Below are 17,642 nucleotides of genomic sequence, written 5' to 3'. Positions count from 1 at the left end.
GTTACATTCCGAACCCGGAAGTTAAGCTTCTCTGCGCCGATGGTACTGCACTCGGGAGGGTGTGGGAGAGTAGGTCACCGCCGGACAATCTTTTGGAAGGGCTCCGACTTCGGTCGGGGCCCTTTCTGCATTTCCGGAGCAATTCAGGATGCCCGGCCGCTTGGTGTTATCCGGGGACGGTTTCGCCCGCGCGTCTCGGGCCAGGCCGGCATCTGAGCCGGTCGTCGATCCTCACGTGCAGTGCGATGAGGAAAGTATTGCGGTCTGTTATCGGAAACGACCGTCCATACCTCTTGTTGTGAGCGCACCCCGGCCATGAGGTGATGGCGGGCCGAGAAGTCAGTTCTGTTTGGGGGGTGAGAAGGTTTCGATGGCCTCGTTCAGGATCTTGCTGAAGGATTCGCTGCCGGTGTGGCCGGAGTCTGCCACCACGTGCAGGTCGGCGTCGGGCCAGACCTTGGTCAGTTCCCAGGCTGTCTGGAGAGGGCTGCCCATGTCCAGGCGGCCGTGGATCAAGGCGCCGGGGATGCCGGCCAGCCGGTGTGCGTTGCGTAGGAGCACGCCCTCTTCCAGCCAGGCGGCGTTGGCGAAGTAGTGGGCGCAGATGCGGGTCATGGCCATGATGGCGTCGTCCGGCCGGTTGCTGTAGGCGTTGGGTGTGCCGTTGGTCTCCTGGGAGATCACCGCGTCCTCCCAGGTGACCCAGTCGTGGGCGGCCTTCTCGCGTACCTTCGGGTCGGGGTCGGCCAGCAGCCGCGAGTATGCCGCCAGCACCTTGAACACGTCCCCGTAGCTGTCGGCGTCGGGGACGCCTTGCACGAACCGTTCTTGCGCCTCCGGGAAGAACCTGCCGACGCCCCGGTAGAGCCAGTCGATCTCGGAGCGTCGGGTCATGGTGACCGCGGGGATGACGATCTCCGACACTCGCTCGGGATGGGTCTCGGCGTAGGCCAGGATCAGCGTCGAACCCCACGAACCGCCGTACAGCAGCCACTGGTCGATGCCGAGGTGCTCGCGCAGCAGTTCCATGTCGGCGATCAGGTTGTGGGTGGTGTTGCCCGTCAGGTCGGTCGCCGGGTCGGCGGCGTGCGGGCGGCTGCGGCCGCAGTTGCGCTGGTCGAACAGGACGATGCGGAAACGGTCCGGGTCGAATCGGCGACGGGAGCCGGTCGAACAGCCTGACCCGGGCCCGCCGTGCACGACGACCGCGGGCTTGCCGTCGGGGTTGCCGCAGACCTCCCAGTAGATGAGGTTGCCGTCGCCGACATCGAGCATGCCGTGCTCGTACGGTTCGATCGAGGGATACAAGGGGGCTCCTGCCGTTGGAGGGTCGGGGGGTATGCCGCGCACTGCGCAGCCTGATGCGGGCCGACGATTATGCCAGCGCTGTTATATTAGCACTGTGACATCTGCTGACCCCACGGCGATACCCGACCCCTGGCACTCCCTGCACGAGCTCCTGGCCGCCATGGACGCTGAGATCGAACAGGTCTACCTGGAGCGTGGCCTCGACGGGGTGCGCACTCGGTTCGCCTATCCGCTCATCCGGCTCGCCCACACAGGGCCGCTGACCATTCGCGAGCTCGCGAAGTCCCTGAACCGTTCGCACTCTGCGATCAGCCAGACCGTCGCCGCCATGCGCAAGGAGGGTCTCGTCACCTCGGAGCCGGGGGCCGACGCGCGCACCCGCCGGATCGACCTGACCGAGCGCGGCCGGTCGCTGGTGCCGTTCCTGGAGGCGGAGTGGCGTGCCACCCACCAGACGGTCGCCGAGCTGGACGGCGAGCTCCCGTACGCGATGACGGCCATGGTGGAGGAGGTTCGGCGGGCGTTGGAACGCCGGTCGATGCGGCAGCGGATCCTTCATCACCTCGTCGAGCCGCCGCCGATGGGGTCACAAGGTTGAGATTCACCGGAGGGTCGGCCGCGTGGCGGGCCCGCTGGGTGTCTCGGTCGCCGTCCTGCTGGGTGAAGCGGTTGGGAAGCCGGCGGGTCCGGAGCGGAGGGGGTGGCGGTGTGGCAAGGAAGCTGGTGCCGGGTCGTCGGGGTTGAGTGGCGGCAGGAGTCTGGGGCCGGTGATCGGTGATGTTGTGCGCCGGATGGCCATTGGGCAAGGTCAGGGGTTGTTCATGGTCCTGATAATCTCGCTGGGATACTGAACGTAATCGGGTAACTCTATTAGAGTGACCGCTTCTCCCCCTTCCAGGCAGTCAGCGCGTCGTAGCCGTCGGCTGCTGGCGTGGACGTTCGCGTCGATCTCCGTCGGGTTGGTGGCCGCGGGGGTCGTGGGGTTCTTCGCCGAGCCGTTACAGCTGGACATGCTGGACAAGCGGGCCAGCGTCGTCAGCATGTTCGTGGGTGTCGCGGGGTTGTTCATCGCCGGGGTCGGGTTGTGGGCGCAGCTTCGGGCGGCCATGGCGCCCACCGGCGGCGGTGAGAGCGGTCCGGGGGGCGAGGGGGCCGGGCGGGCTGGTGCCGGTTCTGGTGGCTCGGGGCCCGATGAGGCTGGTCAGGGTGCTGTCAGTACGAGTGCCGGTGCGGACGGGCCCGGTGGCGGGCGCGGTAGCGGGCCGGGTGGCGTTGGCGATGGTGGCGGTCGTGGTGGGGCCGTCGGTGGTGCTGCCGGCGGGGCGGTCGAGAGGGCTGAGGGGCAGCGGTCGATCGTGGTCGGGCGGCAGGAGTCCGGGCTGGCCATGACCGGGGACAGGTCCACGGCGGTGACCGGGGGGCATGTCGAGGTCATCGGGGACGTGCATCTGCCGTCGCGGCCCCAGGTGGCGACGCGGCCCGTGCAGCTGGCGCCGCGGCCGCCGCAGCTCGTCGGGCGGGACGAGGTCGTGGTGGAGCTGCGCGAGCGGCTGCTGGCCAGCCAGGTGCGGCCGGCGGTGGTGGCCGTGCACGGGCTCGGCGGCGTGGGCAAGACCAGTCTCGCGCTGGAGTACGCCTATCGCCATCAGCACGACTACGAGCTCGTCTGGCAGTTGCCGGCGGCCGATCCTGCGGTGTTGTCGGCGGCGTTCGCCCGGTTGGCGGCTCTCATGGGCTTACGGGAGCTGGGTGCGGACGCGGCGGACCCGGTCGACCAGGTGCACGCCGCGCTGGCGGCGCGTACCGAACCGTGGTTGTTGATCTTCGACAACGTGCCGGAGGCCGAGGCGGTGCGAGCCGTGTTGCCGCCGGCGGGGCCGGGGCACGTGCTGATCACGAGCCGGTCCGGGAGCTGGCCGCGGGATCGCGGGCTGGAGCTGCCGGTGCTCGACCTGGAGTCGGCGGCGCTGCTGATGCTGGCGAGCACGGGGCAGGACGACACCGTCGCGGCGGCGGCCGTGGTGGCGGAGCTCGGCGCGCTGCCGCTGGCGCTGGAGCAGGCCGCGGCCTACATGTCGGAGACGGGGCTGGAGCTGTCGGAGTACCTGGATCTGCTGCATCACCAGCGTGCCGAATTGCTGGCGCAGGGGCAGGCGTGGGGGTATCGCGAGCGGGTGGCCACCACGTGGCAGTTCGCGTTCCGGCGGCTGGCCAGGACGAGTCCGCAGGCCATCGCGTTGCTGCGGCTGCTGTCCTGCTACGCGCACGAGGCGATCCCGTACCATCTGCTGCTCTCGCCGCTGGCGCGGTGGGCGCCGCGGGAGCTGTTCCGGGCGGACGTGCAGCGGCGGCGGGCCTACGGGCGGATCCCCGGGCCGCGCACGCGCGTGCTGCGTGACGTGCATCCCAGCGTGTTGCTGATGATGCGGGCGCTGCCGCGGGACACGCTGAGGATCAACGCGGCGCTGAGCGCGTTGCGGGGGCACAGCCTGATCGGTCCGCCCGTGGACGGGACGGTCACGGTGCACCGGCTGGTGCAGGCCGTCACGCTCGACCAGCTTCCGCTGCGCGCGCAGCGCCGGTGGCGGGAGGTGGCGGCGGTGCTGGTGGAGGCCGTGCTGCCCGACAATCCGGGGCAGAAGGCGCGATGGGCGCGGTACGCCAGGCTGCTGCCGCACATCCGGACGGTGCTCGGGCCGACGGCGCCCGGCATGGACAAGACGGCCCAGTATCTGGGGGCCAGCGGTGACTACCGTACGGCGAAGTCGTTGTTCCAGGAGATCGCCGACGCGCTCGCGGCGGCGCTCGGCCCGGAGGAGGTCGCCACGCTGACGGCCCGGCACGAGCTGGCGCTCTGGACGGGCGAGGCGGGTGACCCGGCGGCGGCGCGTGACCAGTACCTGGAGCTGCTGCCCGTCTACGAACGGGTGCTCGGCCCCGAACACCCGCACACCCTGACGACTCGGCACAACCTGGCCCAGTGGACGGGACGAGCCGGCGATCCGGTGGCCGCCCGTGACCAGTACGCGGCGCTGTTGCCCGTCCGGCAGTGGGTGTCGGGCCCCGAGCATCCGGACACCCTGACCACGCAGGCCAACCTGGCCCAGTGGACCGGGCAGGCCGGGGACGCGGCCGCGGCCCGTGACCAGTACGCGGCGCTGCTGCCGGTGCGGGAGCGGGTGCAGGGGCCCGAACATCCCTCGACGCTGATCAACCGGCACGAGCTGGCCCGGTGGACCGGCGAGCTGGGGGACGCGCTGGCCGCCCGTGACCAGTACGCGGCGTTGCTCCTGGTACGGGAGCGGGTGTCGGGGCCGCATCATCCGGACACGTTGACGGTCCGGCACGAGTTGGCGCGGTGGACGGGGGAGTTGGGAGAGGCGGCCGCGGCGCGCGATCAGTATGCGGCGTTGGTGCCGGTACGGGAGCGGGTGCAGGGGCCGGAGCATCCGGACACGCTCACCGCCAGGGCCAGCCTGGCCCAGTGGACGGGGAAGGCGGGGGACGCGGCGGCCGCCCGCGACCTGTACGCGGCGCTGCTTCCCGTCCGGGAGCGCATTCTCGGGCCCGACCATCCGGACACGTTGACGATCCGGCACGAGCTGGCGCGGTGGACGGGGGAGTTGGGAGAGGCGGCCGCGGCGCGCGATCAGTATGCGGCGTTGGTGCCGGTACGGGAGCGAGTGCAGGGGGCCGAGCATCCGGACACGCTGACCGCCAGGGCCAACCTCGCGTACTGGACGGGGATGGCGGGGGACGCGGCGGGGGCTCGCGATCTGTGCGCGGCGTTGCTGCCGGTCCGGACTCGTGTGCTGGGGGCCGGACATCCGGCCACGGTGACGACCAGGGAACAACTCGCCCACTGGACGGCCCACGCCCGCCCGTGAAGTCCGGGCCAGGAGACGTGGCCCGCGCCCGCCAACGGGGGGTGGGGTGGGATGCCCCGCGGGGAGAACAGCTGGGGCAGTGGAGGCAAGGCGGAGGAAGAGCCCAGGCGGTGGGGGCTGGCGGAGGGAGAGCCCAGGCGGTTGGGGGGTGCCTGGCGGGACCGGGCCGCTGCCGTGGGGCGGTGTTTGAGAGGGGGGAGCCGGGGCGGAGGGGGCGAGCCTGCCCCTCGCGCCCCGGCGGCTACTGGGGAAGGACGAGGAGGGCGTCGCCGACGCCGCGCTCCACGCCGTCCGATGGCCGGTTGACCAGCTTGTTCGACACCACCATCGCGGTCGAGCCGCCGCCGTCCAGGTTGATGGCCTGGACCGCGCCGAGCCAGCGCATGAACTGGGCGGCCTCGTGGAAGTTGGCGCCGATGGTCACGCCGGGCTGGCGTCCGTCGATGGTGGCCAGGATGAGGCTGCCGTTCCTGGTGACGCCGAGGAGGGTGCGCGGGTGGCGGCGCAGGATCATGTTCACGGAGTCGTGGCCGTCGCGCTTGGCGGTGATCTTCACGTGGCCGTTGCGCACCAGGCCGACGCCGCCGGCGATGACGTTCAGGTCGGGGGTCAGCTTGAGGGCCTTGCGGGTGCGCAGGTCGGTGACCTTCGTGTCGATCTTGACCGTCCAGCCCTCCCAGGCGTGCTCGTCGAGCCATTCGGCGGCGCCGCCCTGGCCGTGCAGCACCCGGGTGCCCTTGGCCACGGCGGCGCCGCTCGCGCGTACGGTGACCGCCTTTCCGTTGGCGTCGAGGACGACGTCGGTGCCGCCGGTCGGGGTCTTGGCGCCGTACTCCTCGGTGTAGAGCACGGCCTCGTCCGTGGCGGCGGCGCGGTTGACGCCGTTGACGACGAGCTTGTCGCCGTCCTGGGAGAGGGCGGTGACGGCGGTCTTCAGCTCGGTGATGCGCACGCTGCGGCCCTGGAGCACCACGGCGGAGCGGCCCGGCACGGCCTCGCTGAGCAGCCGGCCGGCCACCACGGAGGCGCCGACGGGCTCGCCGCGCAGGTTCTTGGCGGTGTGGATGTTGAAGAAGCCGCCGTTGACGCCGACCACCGCGTTGCGCGCCTTGGCCATCGAGGAGACCGTCTCGCGCGCGGCGACGCTGGCGCCGAGGGAGGCGGCGTACGAGCCGCGGAACGTCCGGGAGTCGATCATGACGACCTTGGCGTCCCAGGGACCGGTGGTCTTGAGGCCGTCGTCGCCGAGGTAGTCGACCTTGACCTTCAGCCCGGCTTCCTTGAGCGCCTTCGCGGTCTCGTCGGCCTTCGCCTTGTCCTTGAAGGACCACAGGCCCACGCGGACCATGTAGACGGTCTGGGAGGGCGCGTCGGCCACGCTCGGCCGGACCACCTTCTGCAGGCTCGGCGCCTCCCCGGCCGCCTCGACCTCGGCGACCTTGGCCTGGGCGGTCTCCAGCGCGCCGTAGTCGCGGCCGCTCGGCATGAGCACGGTCACCGTGTAGCCGTCGGTGGAGCTGCCCGCCTTCACGTCGTACAGGTCGATGCCCTGCGTCACGGCGGTCAGCGTCTTGGTGGCGGCAGGCCGGGCGCCCAGCGGGAAGCTGGCCGACGGGAACTTCACCGCGAGCTGCGCCGCCGAGGCGGGCAGCGTGGTGACGGTGATCGTGGCGGCTATGGCCAGGCCGCCGGCGAGGGTGCGTCGAGACATGAACTCTCCAGAGGGCGGAAAAGGGACCGAACCATCCTGACGAGATCAAGGTCCCGGAGTCAGCCGAACGCGCCAAACTGCTCAAGAGGTTACGAGATTGACACCCAGCCCAGATAACATTGAGCTATGACCCGTATCAGCATGTGGTGGCGGCCGGCGGACGGCCGCTGATTCCCCATGCTGGGCCGTCCTGGTGGCGGCCCTTTTCCGTGCGTGCGGGCTCCCCTCAGGCGGCGGCACACCTGAAGGAGAGACCCATCGTGAACGACGTCGTCCTGACCGGCGACCGTCCGACCGGACGCCTGCATCTGGGCCACTATTTCGGCACCCTCGCCAACCGGGTGGAGCTGCAGGACCGCTACCGGACGTACGTGCTGATCGCCGACTACCAGGTGATCACCGACCGCGACCTGCCCGGCGAGATCCAGCGCAACATCACCGAGGTGCTCCTCGACTACCTGGCCGTCGGTCTCGACCCGGGCAAGGTCACGATCTTCCAGCACAGCGCGATCCCGGAGCTGAACCAGCTCCTGCTGCCGTTCCTGAGCCTGGTGTCGGTGGCGGAGCTGAGCCGCAACCCGACGGTGAAGGACGAGATCGCGCACAGCGCCCGGCGCGCGGTGAGCGGCCTGCTGTTCACCTATCCGGTGCACCAGGCCGCCGACATCCTGTTCTGCAAGGGCACGCTGGTGCCCGTGGGCCGCGACCAGCTTCCGCACGTGGAGGTGGCGCGGCTGGTCGCGCGGCGCTTCAACGAGCGGTACGGCGAGGTGTTCCCGCTGCCCGAGGCCATGTTGGGCGAGCGTCCGCTGCTCATGGGCCTGGACGGCGGCAAGATGAGCAAGAGCCGCGGCAACGCCATCGCCCTGGCGGCCACCGAGGACGAGACCGCCGCCCTCATCCGCAAGGCCCGCACCGACTCCGACCGCCTGATCACCTTCGACGAGGTGCACCGGCCCGGCGTGGCGAACCTGCTCACACTGGCCGGGCTCTGCCTCGGCCGGCCGCCCCGGGAGATCGCCGACGAGATCGGCGCCGGCGGGGCCGCCGCGCTCAAGGCGCTGACCACCGAAGCGGTCAACGAGTTCCTGCGCCCGATCAGGCGGCGGCGGCGCGAGCACACCGAGGCCGACGTGCGTCAGGTGCTGGCGCAGGGCAACGAGCGGGCCCGGGAGCGGGCGGTCCGCACGCTGGCGGAGGTGCGTGCGGCGATGGGGTTCTAGCGGGTTCGACCGGACTGTCCGGACTGCCCCGGCTGCCCGGACTACTCGGACTGTCCGGACTACTTGGACTGTCGGGACTGGTACACCTTGCGCAGCGTCTCGTGCACGATCCACGTCGTCCGCGCGCCCTCGGCCAACAGGCACACGTCGCCGGGGCCGACCTCGATGGTGGTGCCGCCCTCGACGGCGATCGTGGCGCGGCCGGACAGCACCACGAAGATCTCGTCGGTCTCGACGTCGGTGACGACGCCCGGGGTGATCTCCCAGATGCCCCTGCCGTCGCCGAGCTCCAGCGACGACGTGGCCGGGTCGCCGGCGACGATCTGCTCGGGGTCGAGCTCGTCGGGGGTCAGCCGCACGTCGTGCACGGGCACGGCGAACGCGCCGGCGGTCGCGATCATGCGGCCGAGGTCTTCGAGGTCGGGCATCAGGACGTCAGACATGTTGCTCATTTCACCAGGTCGGCGAGGCGGGCGCCGTCGAGTGCGTAGGCGGTGAAGCCGTTCGCGCCGGTCATCGTATCGGCGGCGACCAGCGCGTTGACGATGGCCTCCTCCGTGGCCTCGATCGCGGCGTGGAAGAGCGGGTCGAGGCGGGCGTCGGCCAGCACGCGCACCTCGAACACGCCGGAGCCCTTGTCGTCGAGGGCGTTGGAGGGCAGGCCGCGGTTGCCGGTGGCGAAGCAGACGAAGCCGTCGCCGCTGCTGCTCTCGCCGGCGCCGCCCGTCCTGGCCACGCCGAGCCCGGCGCGCTGGGCGAGCTTGCGGCACTGGTGGGGGAGGAGCGGCGCGTCCGTGGCGACCACGGCGATGATCGATCCCGCGCCCTCGGGGCCGCCGGGGCGGGGCACGTCGTCCATGACGATCGGGCGGCCGTTGACGGTGAGCCGGTCGCGGCTGCCGTGGTTGGCCTGCACGAGCACGCCGACCGTGTAGTCGCCGGTCACGCGGGACGCGGTGCCGATGCCGCCCTTGAAGCCGTGGCAGATCATGCCGGTGCCGCCGCCGACCGAGCCCTCGGGCACCGGGCCCGCCGAGGCGCCGAGGTAGGCCCGTTCGACGTGCTCCTGGCGGACGTGCCGGGCGTCGATGTCGTTGAGCCGGCCGTCCCAGGTCTCGGCGACCACCGGCAGCGACCACGCGCTCCCGCCCCGGCCGCCGATCTCCAGGGAGACCAGCGCGTCGCGCACCACGCCGACGGAGAAGGTGTTGGTCAGCCCGATCGGCGAGTGCAGCAGGCCGAAGTCGTCCAGGTAGGGCAGGCCGGTCATCTCGCCGTTGCCGTTGAGCCAGTGGTAGCCGGCGTAGACGGGGGAGTCGTAGGCCGGGCCGGGGCCGGGGCGGACGACGGTGACCCCCGTACGGGCGGTGCCCTCGGTCAGCGTGGTGTGGCCGACGAGCACGCCGGGCACGTCGGTGATCGCGTTCAGCGGACCGGGGACGCCGGCGCCGACGACGATGCCGTGATCACGAGCTCTCAACGGTTCTCCCTGCGGAACGACTCCAGCGCCAGCAGCGCGACGTGCAGTGACAGGCATGACTCGACGTCGTCGAGGTCGGTGTCGAGGATGCGTTCGAGGCGGCGCAGGCGGTCGTAGAAGGCGGGCCTGGACAGGTGGGCCTTCTGGGCGGCCACGGCCTTGTTGCGGCCCGCGTCGAGGTAGGTGCGCAGGATCCGGGTGAGGTCGCCGCCGCGCTGGGCGTCGTGCGCCAGCAGCGGGCCCAGCTCGCGCTCGGCGAACGTCTGCAGCCGCGCGTCGTCGCGCAGCAGGTGGAGCAGGCCGCGCAGGCGCAGGTCGGGCAGGCGGTAGAAGGCGCGGCCGTCCGGCTGGCGCACGGCCACGTCGGCGACCTGCTCGGCTTCGAGGAAGCTGCGCCGTACGTCCCGGATGGACTCCACCACCGACCCCGCGGCCAGCACGAACGCCGAGCCGGGCCGCCACAGCATGCGCAGCCGCTCGGCGAGCGCGGTCAGCGCGGGCTCGGCGCCGGTACGCGGCGGAAGCGGCAGCAGGACGCCGACCCGCTCCTGGTCGAGCGCGCCCACCAGGGCGGGCAGGCGGGCGTCGCGGCAGGCGGCGGCGGTGGCCTCGGCCAGCTCGCCGAGCTGTGCCTGGCCGTCGAGCGCCTGGTCGACGGGCTCGGTCGGCCTGATGACGACGCTGATCAGCTTGCGCCCGGTCAGCGGCACGCCGACCGCGCGGGCGCGGGCGGCGGCCTCGTCGGGGTCGGCGTAGGCGTGGGTCAGGATGCCGGTGATGATCGTGCCGTGGGCCTGGCGTTCCAGGGACTCCTGGTGGCGTTCGAGCAGGCGGCCGAGGGCGAGGGTGGTGGCGGCGCGTTCGGCCAGCACCATCTCGCGCGGGGTCGGCGGGGTCTCGCAGATCAGGATCAGCCGGCCCCAGTCCTGGCCGCGCGCGCCGACGGTGGTGACCAGCCAGCCGGAGGCGGGGTCGTAGGCCGTGCGCTCGGCCGGGGCCACCCCGCGCGACCTGGTCTCCCAGCCGGCCAGCAGCGCGCCGGCGTCGCGGCCCGCGGACTCGCAGGCCAGCACCTGGTGGGCGAGGTTCTCCAGCAGCACCGGACGGCCGGACAGCCGGGCGACCTGGGTGAGCACCTCGGCGGGCGAGGCGCCCTCGACCGACAGCTCGGTGAACACCTCGTGCAACTGCTCGGAGGCGCGGAGCTCCTCAAGCTGGATGTCGATGATCCGGGCGTGCACGGACTCGGTGATCTGCACGAACGGCGTCTCGCGGGCCAGCACGATGACCGGCAGGCCGTGCTCCTCGGCGGACTTGACCACCGCCCGCGGCAGCTCGCGCAGGAACCTGCGGCCGAGCTCCACGATCAGCCCGGAGGCGCCCACGGAGGCGAGCTCGCCCACGTAGTCGGCGAGCTTCTCCGGGTCGTCGGGCAGCGCGACGCCCGTGGTGAGCACCAGCTCGCCGCCGCGCAGCAGATGGGCGATGTCGGCGATCTCGCCGACGTGCACCCACCGCACCTTGGTGTCGAGCCGGTCGGCGCCCGCGACCACGCGCGGGCCGCCCCGGCGCACGGTCTCCAGGGCGAGGACGTCGGCGATGGTGGGCAGCACGGGGCGAGCCTAGCCGATCAACCTGTAAGAACGGTCATACAGCCATATACACACTGTCACAGATTGAACTCCTCCTCGCGGTACTCACCTCGGGGTTCGCGCACCCGCAACTCCACCCGCCGGATCTTGCCCGAGATCGTCTTGGGCAGCTCGGCGAACTCCAGCCGGCGCACCCGCTTGTACGGCGCCAGCTCCCGGCGGCAGTGCTCGAAGATCGACCGCGCGGTGTCGGCGCCGGCCTCGAACCCGGGGGCCAGCATCACGTACGCCTTCGGCACCGCCAGGCGCACCGGGTCGGGCGCGGGCACGACGGCGGCCTCGGCCACCGCGGGATGCTCCAGCAGCACGCTCTCCAGCTCGAACGGCGAGATGCGGTAGTCGGAGGCCTTGAAGACGTCGTCGGTCCGGCCGACGTAGGTGATGTAGCCGTCCTGGTCGCGGGTGGCGACGTCGCCGGTGTGGTAGAAACCGTCGCGCATGGCCTCGGCGGAGCCGCCGACGTACCCGGCCATCAGACCCAGTGGACGGGGGTCGAGCGGCAGGCAGATCTCGCCGTCGTCGCCGGGCTCGCCGGTGACGGGGTCGATGAGCACGATGTCGTAGCCGGGCAGCGGGCGTCCCATCGATCCGGGCTTGACCGGCTCGTCCGGTACGTTGCCGATCTGGGCGGTGGTCTCGGTCTGGCCGTAGCCGTCGCGGATGGTGATGCCCCACGCCTTGGCGACCTGGTCGATGATCTCCGGGTTGAGCGGCTCGCCCGCGGCCACGGCCGTGCGCAACGGCAGCTTCCAGGCCGCCAGGTCCTCCTGGATGAGCATCCGCCACACGGTCGGGGGCGCGCAGAACGTGGTGACCCGCTCGTCGCGCAGCACCTCCAGCAGCGCGCGGGCGGCGAAGCGCTCGTAGTTGTGGATGAGCACGGTCGCCCCGGCGTTCCAGGGGGCGAACACGTTGCTCCAGGCGTGCTTGGCCCAGCCGGGGGAGGAGACGTTGAGGTGCACGTCGCCGGGGCGCAGGCCGATCCAGAACATCGTGGACAGGTGGCCGGCCGGGTAGGAGGCGTGGGTGTGCTCGACCAGCTTGGGGCGGGAGGTCGTGCCGGAGGTGAAGTAGAGCAGCAGGGGGTCGCCGGCCAGGGTGGGGGCGTCGGGGGTGAAACGTTCGTGGGCGTCGTACGCCTCGTGGTACGGCAGCCACCCGTACGCGTCGCCGACCGCGATCCTGGTGAACTCGCCGGCGCCGAACTTGCCCGCGTCGGCGGCGTTGGCGATCACGTGGGCGACCTGGCCGCGGTCGAGGCGTTCGCCGATGTCCTTGGCCGTCAGCAGGGTCGTGGCCGGGATGACCACCGCCCCGAGCTTCATGGCCGCCAGCAGGGACTCCCACAGCTCGGTCTGGTTGCCCAGCATGAGCAGGACGCGGTCGCCCCGGCGCACGCCCTGCTCGTGCAGCCAGTTGGCGACCTGGTTGGAGCGGGCCGACAACTCGGCGAAGGTGTGGGAGACCCGGCTGCCGGGGTTCACGATGGTCAGGGCCGCGGCCTGTGGGGTCTCGGCGGCCAGCACCCCGTCGAACCAGTCGAGCGCCCAGTTGAACCGCTCGGCCCGCGGCCAGCGGAAGTCGCGTCGGGCCGTGGGGTAGTCGGCGCTCAGGAGAAGATCGCGGGCGGCGCGGAAATCGCTCATGCCCCGGATCCTGCTACGTCGCCAGCCGCCGCTCAAGGCCGTCGAGCACCGACACGAGCCCGAAGTCGAACGCCGTGGCCCGGAGCACCCGCGGATCCTGGTACGCCCCCATGGCCATGCTCTCCAGCATGTCGGGGAAGTCGGCCGCGGCCTTGGCGACCATGCCGCGCATCTCCTCGGCGTCGTAGTCGGAGTCCTTCGCGGTGGCGTCCCAGGCGATCTCGGGCAGGGTCATGCCGTAGACGAAGGCGGTGACGGCGGCCACGGCGTAGTCGACGTCGAGGCCGTGGAAGCCGGCCGCCCTGAAGATCCTGCGCATCCGGTCGGAGGCCGACAGGGCGTGCGGGCCGAGCGCGGGCACCCGGCCGAGGAGATCGGCCGACCACGGGTGCCGCAGCATGACCGCGCGCATGCCGTAGGCCATGGCGGAGGCGGCGTCGCGCCAGCCCACCTCCTCGGCGTCGAGGACGGTCATCTCGGCCCAGACCTGGTCGTAGGCCAGTTCGAGCAGTTCGTCCTTGTTGGCGACGTACCAGTAGAGGCTGGTGGCGCCGGCGCCCAGCTTCGCGCCGAGCTTGCGCATGCTCAGCCCGGCCATCCCCTCCTGGTCGAGCAGCTCCAGCGCGGCTCGGACGATCTCATCGCGGCTGCGGCCCGGGGCGGCGGCCTTGCGGGGCTCGCGGAACCAGACAGAGGTGAACTGCTTGCCGGTCATGCTCCCAGGATAAATGCTCTCGCACAGTGTGCGAGAGTTGTCGTACGATGTGCGAGTGACCTCGAACGCTGTACGAGACCCCCGTCGCTGGTGGGTCCTTGTCGTGCTCTGCCTCTCGCTGCTGGTCCTCACGGTGGACGGAACCGTGCTGAACCTGGCGATCCCGTCCCTGATCGAGGAGCTGGGCGCGACGCCGTCCGACATCCAGTGGATCCTCGACGCCTACGTGCTGGTCTTCGCCGGCCTGCTGCTGACCGCCGGAAGCCTGTCCGACCGGTACGGTCGCCGCCGCTTCCTCGTCATCGGCCTGGCCTTCTTCGGCGGCGCGTCGCTGCTGGCCGTGCTGGCCGCCGAGCCCTGGCAGGTGATCGGCGCGCGGGCCCTGATGGGGGTCGGCGGCTCGATCCTGATGCCCTCGACGCTGTCCATCCTCATGACCGTCTTCGAGGAGGACGAGCGGCGCAAGGCCATGGCCATCTGGGGAAGCGTGGCGATGCTCGGCGTGATCGCCGGCCCGACGCTGGGCGGCTTCCTGCTGGAGCACTACTGGTGGGGCTCGGTCTTCCTGCTCAACATCCCGATCGCGGCGCTGGCCATCGTGGCCGCGTTCGTGCTGATGCCCGAGACCCGCAGCACCGGGCGGCGGATCGACCCGGTGGGCGTGGTGCTCTCGATCGTCGGCCTGACCTCGGCCGTCTACGTGATCATCGAACGCGAGTGGAACATCGCCCTCATCGCGGTGGCGGTGGTCGCGCTGGCCGCGTTCGTCGTCTGGGAGCGGCGGGCCGAGCACCCGATGCTGCCGTTGCAGCTGTTCCGCAACCGCAACTTCAGCGGCGCGTCCTTCTCGATCCTGCTGATGTCGTTCGGCGCGGGCGCCGTGATGCTCATGCTGACCCAGTACCTGCAGTTCGTGCTGGGCTACGGCGAGCTCCAGGCGGGCCTGGCCATGCTGCCCCAGGCGGTGGCGGCCGTCGTGTTCAACGGCGTCGGCGCGGCGCTGGGCAAGAAGGTGTCCAACCGGGTGCTGATCTCGGCCGGGCTGCTGATCATGGCCGTCGGGTTCGTCGTGATGGCGCTCACCACCGGCTACCTGCCGCTGATGGGCGGGCTGGTGCTGATGGGCGCGGGAGCCGGCCTGGCCGGTCCCTCCGCCTACGCCTCGCTGATGGGGGCCATCCCGCTGGAGCACGCGGGCGTCGGCTCCGCGCTCAACGACACCGTGCAGCAGGTGGGCCTGGCCATGAGCATCGCGGTGCTCGGCAGCGTGCTGGCCGGCGTCTACACCGCGGAGATGCCGCTCGACGCGCCCGCGGCGGCCCGCGAGTCGATCGGGGTCGCCGAACAGGTCGGGCTCGGCGAGGTCGCCGACCGGGCCTTCACCGTGGCCGTGCACTTCGGCTCGTGGGTCGGGGCCGGGTTCAGCGTCGCCGCCGCGCTGCTCGCGCTGGCCGTGCTGCGCCCGGCCGCGCCCGTCGTGGCTCCCGAACCGGCCAAGGTCTAACGGACGCGGGGCTCACGCATGCTCTCCAGGCTGTCGAGCTTGTGCGTGCGCTCGTCGTGGCCGATCTGCCGGAGCAGGTCGGCCACCGAGCGGTAGCGGCCGTACTCGTCGGCGTACGTGCCGGGGTCGGGCACGAAGTCCAGGTCGGGGTTCTCGGCCACGAACGTCATGTACTCGTGCTCGGCGTGGTCCTCGAACTCGGCGTTGAGCCGGTAGCTCCAGTCCGGCCGGACCACGAACAGCACCCAGGACACGTGGTAGTAGAAGAACGCGATCAGCCACGGCGCCGCCTTGTGCAGCAGCCAGTTCTGCCGCTGCCCGGCGCGCTGCACCAGGTCCTGCATGATCAGCAGGTGCCACTGCTCGTTGTCCTGGTCGGCGCGGGCCTCGACGATGCGCTCGAAGACCCTCCTGGCCAGAGCCGACCGTCCGGCGTGCCGGTGGACGGCCCAGTAGCCCACCCGCTCCCACGCCTGGTACGGCACCCGCGCGATGATCTCCAGCATGGCGAACTTCGTGTAGGAGCCCTTCCTGCCGTACATGAGGTCGACGGGCTTGAACATCATCCGGGCCAGCAGGCTGTAGTCCATCCGCGGGGTGTCCAGGGTGTCCTGCTGGGCGCGGCGGAGCTGGTCGCGGTCGAGCTTGGGCGGCCCGGCGGGCGCCTCGGGGCGCCCGGGGCGCAGGTCGATGGTGACGGTCATCTTCGGTCTCCTCGGTTCGTCGATGGTCCGATGGTGGCCGAGCGAGGCCCGCCGGGTCGTCGCCCGCCAGTGGTCAATCGCGATGCCTCTGGCGGCGTACCGAGGGGCCGGCGCGTACGCCCGTAGGCGCACGGGTGATCCCCTAGGGGGAGGACTTACAGTTTGTAAGGGGATTTGACCCCCCGCCGACAGCCTGCCGCTGCCAGGAAGCCCGGGGGAACGGGATACTCGGTAGCATGTCGGAGCTTCTCGCGCGCCACCGGGCAGTGATGCCGAACTGGCTGGCCCTCAACTACAACGAGCCCATCGAGATCGTCAGCGGCAAGGGCAATCGTGTCATCGACGCCGACGGCAAGAGCTACCTGGACTTCTTCGCCGGGATCCTGACCAACATGATCGGGTACGACGTGCCCGAGGTGCGGGACGCCGTCGAGCGCCAGCTCGCCACGGGCGTGGTGCACACCAGCACCGTCTACCTGCTGCGCGGCCAGGTCGAGCTCGCCGAGAAGATCGCCCGGCTCTCCGGCATCCCCGACGCCAAGGTGTTCTTCACCAACTCCGGGACGGAGGCCAACGAGACCGCCCTCCTCCTCGCGACCTACGCCCGCAGGACCGACCAGGTGCTCGCCATGCGGCAGAGCTACCACGGGCGCAGCTTCGGCGCGGTCAGCGTCACCTCCAACCGGGCGTGGAAGAACAACTCGCTCTCCCCGCTCAACGTGCACTTCCTGCACGGCGCCGACCGGCACCTCACCCAGTTCAAGGGCCTGTCCGACGCCGACTACATCAAGGCGTGCGTGGACGACCTGCGTCACGTGCTGGCCACCTCGGTCTCCAACGACGTGGCGGCGCTGATCGCCGAGCCGATCCAGGGCGTGGGCGGCTTCACCATGGCCCCCGACGGGCTGTTCGCCGCCTACAAGGAGGTCCTGGACGAGCAGGGCATCCTGCTCATCTCCGACGAGGTGCAGACCGGCTGGGGCCGTACGGGCAGCGCGTTCTTCGGCATCCAGAACCACGGCGTGACCCCCGACATGATCACGTTCGCCAAGGGCCTGGGCAACGGCTTCGCGGTCGGCGGCATCGTCGCCCGCGGCGACCTGATGGACGCCCCGCACGCCGTGGGTCTGTCCACCTTCGGCGGCAATCCCATCTCCATGGCCGCCGCGAACGCCACCCTCGACTACGTCCTCGACCACGACCTCCAGGCCAACGCGGCGCGGACCGGCGACCTCATCATCGGCGGCCTCAAGGAGGCGGCCGAGCGCCTGCCGATTGTCAAGGACGTGCGCGGCAAGGGCCTGATGTTCGCCGTCGAGCTGGAGAGCCCCGCCCAGGCCGTCCGCTTCATGGAGGAGACCAAGAAGGCGGGCCTGCTCGCCGGCAAGGGCGGCCTGTACGGCACCGCCATCCGCATGGCCCCGCCCCTCACCCTCACGGTGGAGGAGGCCGCCGAGGGCCTGGGGATCATCGTCAACGCACTCGAAGTCATCAACGCAGAGGCAGCAGCTCAGTGAAGTCGGTCAAGCACTGGATCAACGGATCTCCGGTCGACGGCGACAGCCGCACGGCGGAGATCTTCAACCCGGCGACCGGGGAGGTCAGCGGCCACGTGCGGCTGGCCTCGGCCGCCGACGTCGACGCCGCGGTCGCCGCGGCGGTCGCGGCCTTCCCCGCCTGGCGCGACGCCTCGCTCGTCAAGCGGGCGCAGGTGCTCTTCCGGTTCCGTGAGCTGATGTACGCCCATCGTGACGAGCTGGCCGCGTTGATCTCGGCCGAGCACGGCAAGGTGCATGCGGACGCGTTGGGGGA

The 17,642-nt window shown here is 71.2% G+C and carries 14 protein-coding genes and 1 rRNA gene; 7 read left to right on the top strand and 8 right to left on the bottom strand.

Features of this window, described 5'->3' with window-relative positions:
- Nucleotides 1-86: ribosomal RNA gene (gene rrf / locus AB0C33_RS50905) — 5S ribosomal RNA — on the top strand; the annotation flags it as partial.
- Nucleotides 87-339: 253 nt separating this feature from the next.
- Here the strand turns inward: rrf and pip are convergent.
- Nucleotides 340-1,308: a prolyl aminopeptidase gene (gene pip / locus AB0C33_RS50900; RefSeq protein ID WP_358303021.1), complete on the bottom strand. Its 969-nt coding sequence runs from the start codon at nucleotides 1,306-1,308 to the stop codon at nucleotides 340-342.
- Between the two features lie 94 nt (nucleotides 1,309-1,402).
- On the opposite strand from pip, the gene AB0C33_RS50895 reads away from it, so the two are divergent.
- A complete protein-coding gene (locus AB0C33_RS50895; RefSeq protein ID WP_358303018.1) occupies nucleotides 1,403-1,906 on the top strand; it encodes a MarR family transcriptional regulator in 504 nt (167 codons plus the stop codon).
- A gap of 787 nt (nucleotides 1,907-2,693) precedes the next feature.
- A complete protein-coding gene (gene fxsT / locus AB0C33_RS50890; protein WP_358303015.1) occupies nucleotides 2,694-5,195 on the top strand; it encodes an FxSxx-COOH system tetratricopeptide repeat protein in 2,502 nt (833 codons plus the stop codon).
- Nucleotides 5,196-5,436: 241 nt separating this feature from the next.
- On the opposite strand, the gene AB0C33_RS50885 is transcribed toward fxsT, so the two are convergent.
- A complete protein-coding gene (locus tag AB0C33_RS50885) occupies nucleotides 5,437-6,906 on the bottom strand; it encodes a phosphodiester glycosidase family protein (protein ID WP_358303013.1) in 1,470 nt (489 codons plus the stop codon).
- A 260-nt stretch (nucleotides 6,907-7,166) separates the two neighbouring features.
- On the opposite strand from AB0C33_RS50885, the gene trpS reads away from it, so the two are divergent.
- A complete protein-coding gene (gene trpS, locus AB0C33_RS50880; protein WP_358303010.1) occupies nucleotides 7,167-8,129 on the top strand; it encodes a tryptophan--tRNA ligase in 963 nt (320 codons plus the stop codon).
- A gap of 59 nt (nucleotides 8,130-8,188) precedes the next feature.
- Here trpS and AB0C33_RS50875 read toward each other — a convergent pair whose 3' ends face one another.
- Genes AB0C33_RS50875 through AB0C33_RS50855 form a run of 5 tightly spaced genes read right to left on the bottom strand, consistent with a single transcriptional unit; the run spans nucleotide 8,189 to nucleotide 13,622 of the window.
- Entirely contained in the window at nucleotides 8,189-8,572 is a 384-nt protein-coding gene (locus tag AB0C33_RS50875; protein ID WP_358303007.1) for a cupin domain-containing protein, read from the bottom strand.
- A gap of 5 nt (nucleotides 8,573-8,577) precedes the next feature.
- A complete protein-coding gene (locus AB0C33_RS50870) occupies nucleotides 8,578-9,609 on the bottom strand; it encodes a P1 family peptidase (RefSeq protein WP_358303004.1) in 1,032 nt (343 codons plus the stop codon).
- Nucleotides 9,606-11,222 (bottom strand): PucR family transcriptional regulator ligand-binding domain-containing protein, encoded by a 1,617-nt coding sequence (locus tag AB0C33_RS50865; protein WP_358303001.1) that lies wholly within the window; start codon nucleotides 11,220-11,222, stop codon nucleotides 9,606-9,608. Before AB0C33_RS50865 ends, AB0C33_RS50870 begins: the two co-directional genes overlap by 4 nt.
- Before the next feature lie 56 nt (nucleotides 11,223-11,278).
- Nucleotides 11,279-12,907, bottom strand: coding sequence for an AMP-binding protein (locus AB0C33_RS50860; protein WP_358302998.1), 1,629 nt, complete (start codon nucleotides 12,905-12,907; stop codon nucleotides 11,279-11,281).
- 13 nt (nucleotides 12,908-12,920) lie between these two features.
- The gene (locus AB0C33_RS50855; RefSeq protein WP_358302995.1) at nucleotides 12,921-13,622 is read right to left on the bottom strand and encodes a TetR/AcrR family transcriptional regulator C-terminal domain-containing protein; all 702 of its coding nucleotides are present in this window, start codon (nucleotides 13,620-13,622) and stop codon (nucleotides 12,921-12,923) included.
- 55 nt (nucleotides 13,623-13,677) lie between these two features.
- On the opposite strand from AB0C33_RS50855, the gene AB0C33_RS50850 reads away from it, so the two are divergent.
- Nucleotides 13,678-15,126: an MFS transporter gene (locus AB0C33_RS50850; RefSeq protein ID WP_358302992.1), complete on the top strand. Its 1,449-nt coding sequence runs from the start codon at nucleotides 13,678-13,680 to the stop codon at nucleotides 15,124-15,126.
- Here the strand turns inward: AB0C33_RS50850 and AB0C33_RS50845 are convergent.
- On the bottom strand, nucleotides 15,123-15,830 hold the full coding sequence (locus tag AB0C33_RS50845; RefSeq protein ID WP_358302989.1) for an alternative oxidase: 708 nt from the start codon (nucleotides 15,828-15,830) through the stop codon (nucleotides 15,123-15,125). The two genes, AB0C33_RS50850 and AB0C33_RS50845, sit on opposite strands and share 4 nt — an antisense overlap.
- A gap of 236 nt (nucleotides 15,831-16,066) precedes the next feature.
- Here AB0C33_RS50845 and AB0C33_RS50840 point away from each other — a divergent pair, with 236 nt between their 5' ends.
- Both AB0C33_RS50840 and AB0C33_RS50835 read left to right on the top strand, forming a co-directional pair.
- On the top strand, nucleotides 16,067-17,347 hold the full coding sequence (locus tag AB0C33_RS50840; RefSeq protein ID WP_358302986.1) for an aspartate aminotransferase family protein: 1,281 nt from the start codon (nucleotides 16,067-16,069) through the stop codon (nucleotides 17,345-17,347).
- On the top strand, nucleotides 17,344-17,642 hold a 299-nt coding region (locus tag AB0C33_RS50835), incomplete at its 3' end, for an aldehyde dehydrogenase family protein (protein ID WP_358302983.1). The genes AB0C33_RS50840 and AB0C33_RS50835, both read left to right, overlap by 4 nt.

The sequence above is a fragment of the Nonomuraea sp. NPDC048881 genome (genome assembly GCF_040649795.1).
Taxonomy (GTDB): Bacteria; Actinomycetota; Actinomycetes; order Streptosporangiales; family Streptosporangiaceae; genus Nonomuraea.
This window is presented reverse-complemented; position numbering and strand designations above follow the sequence as displayed.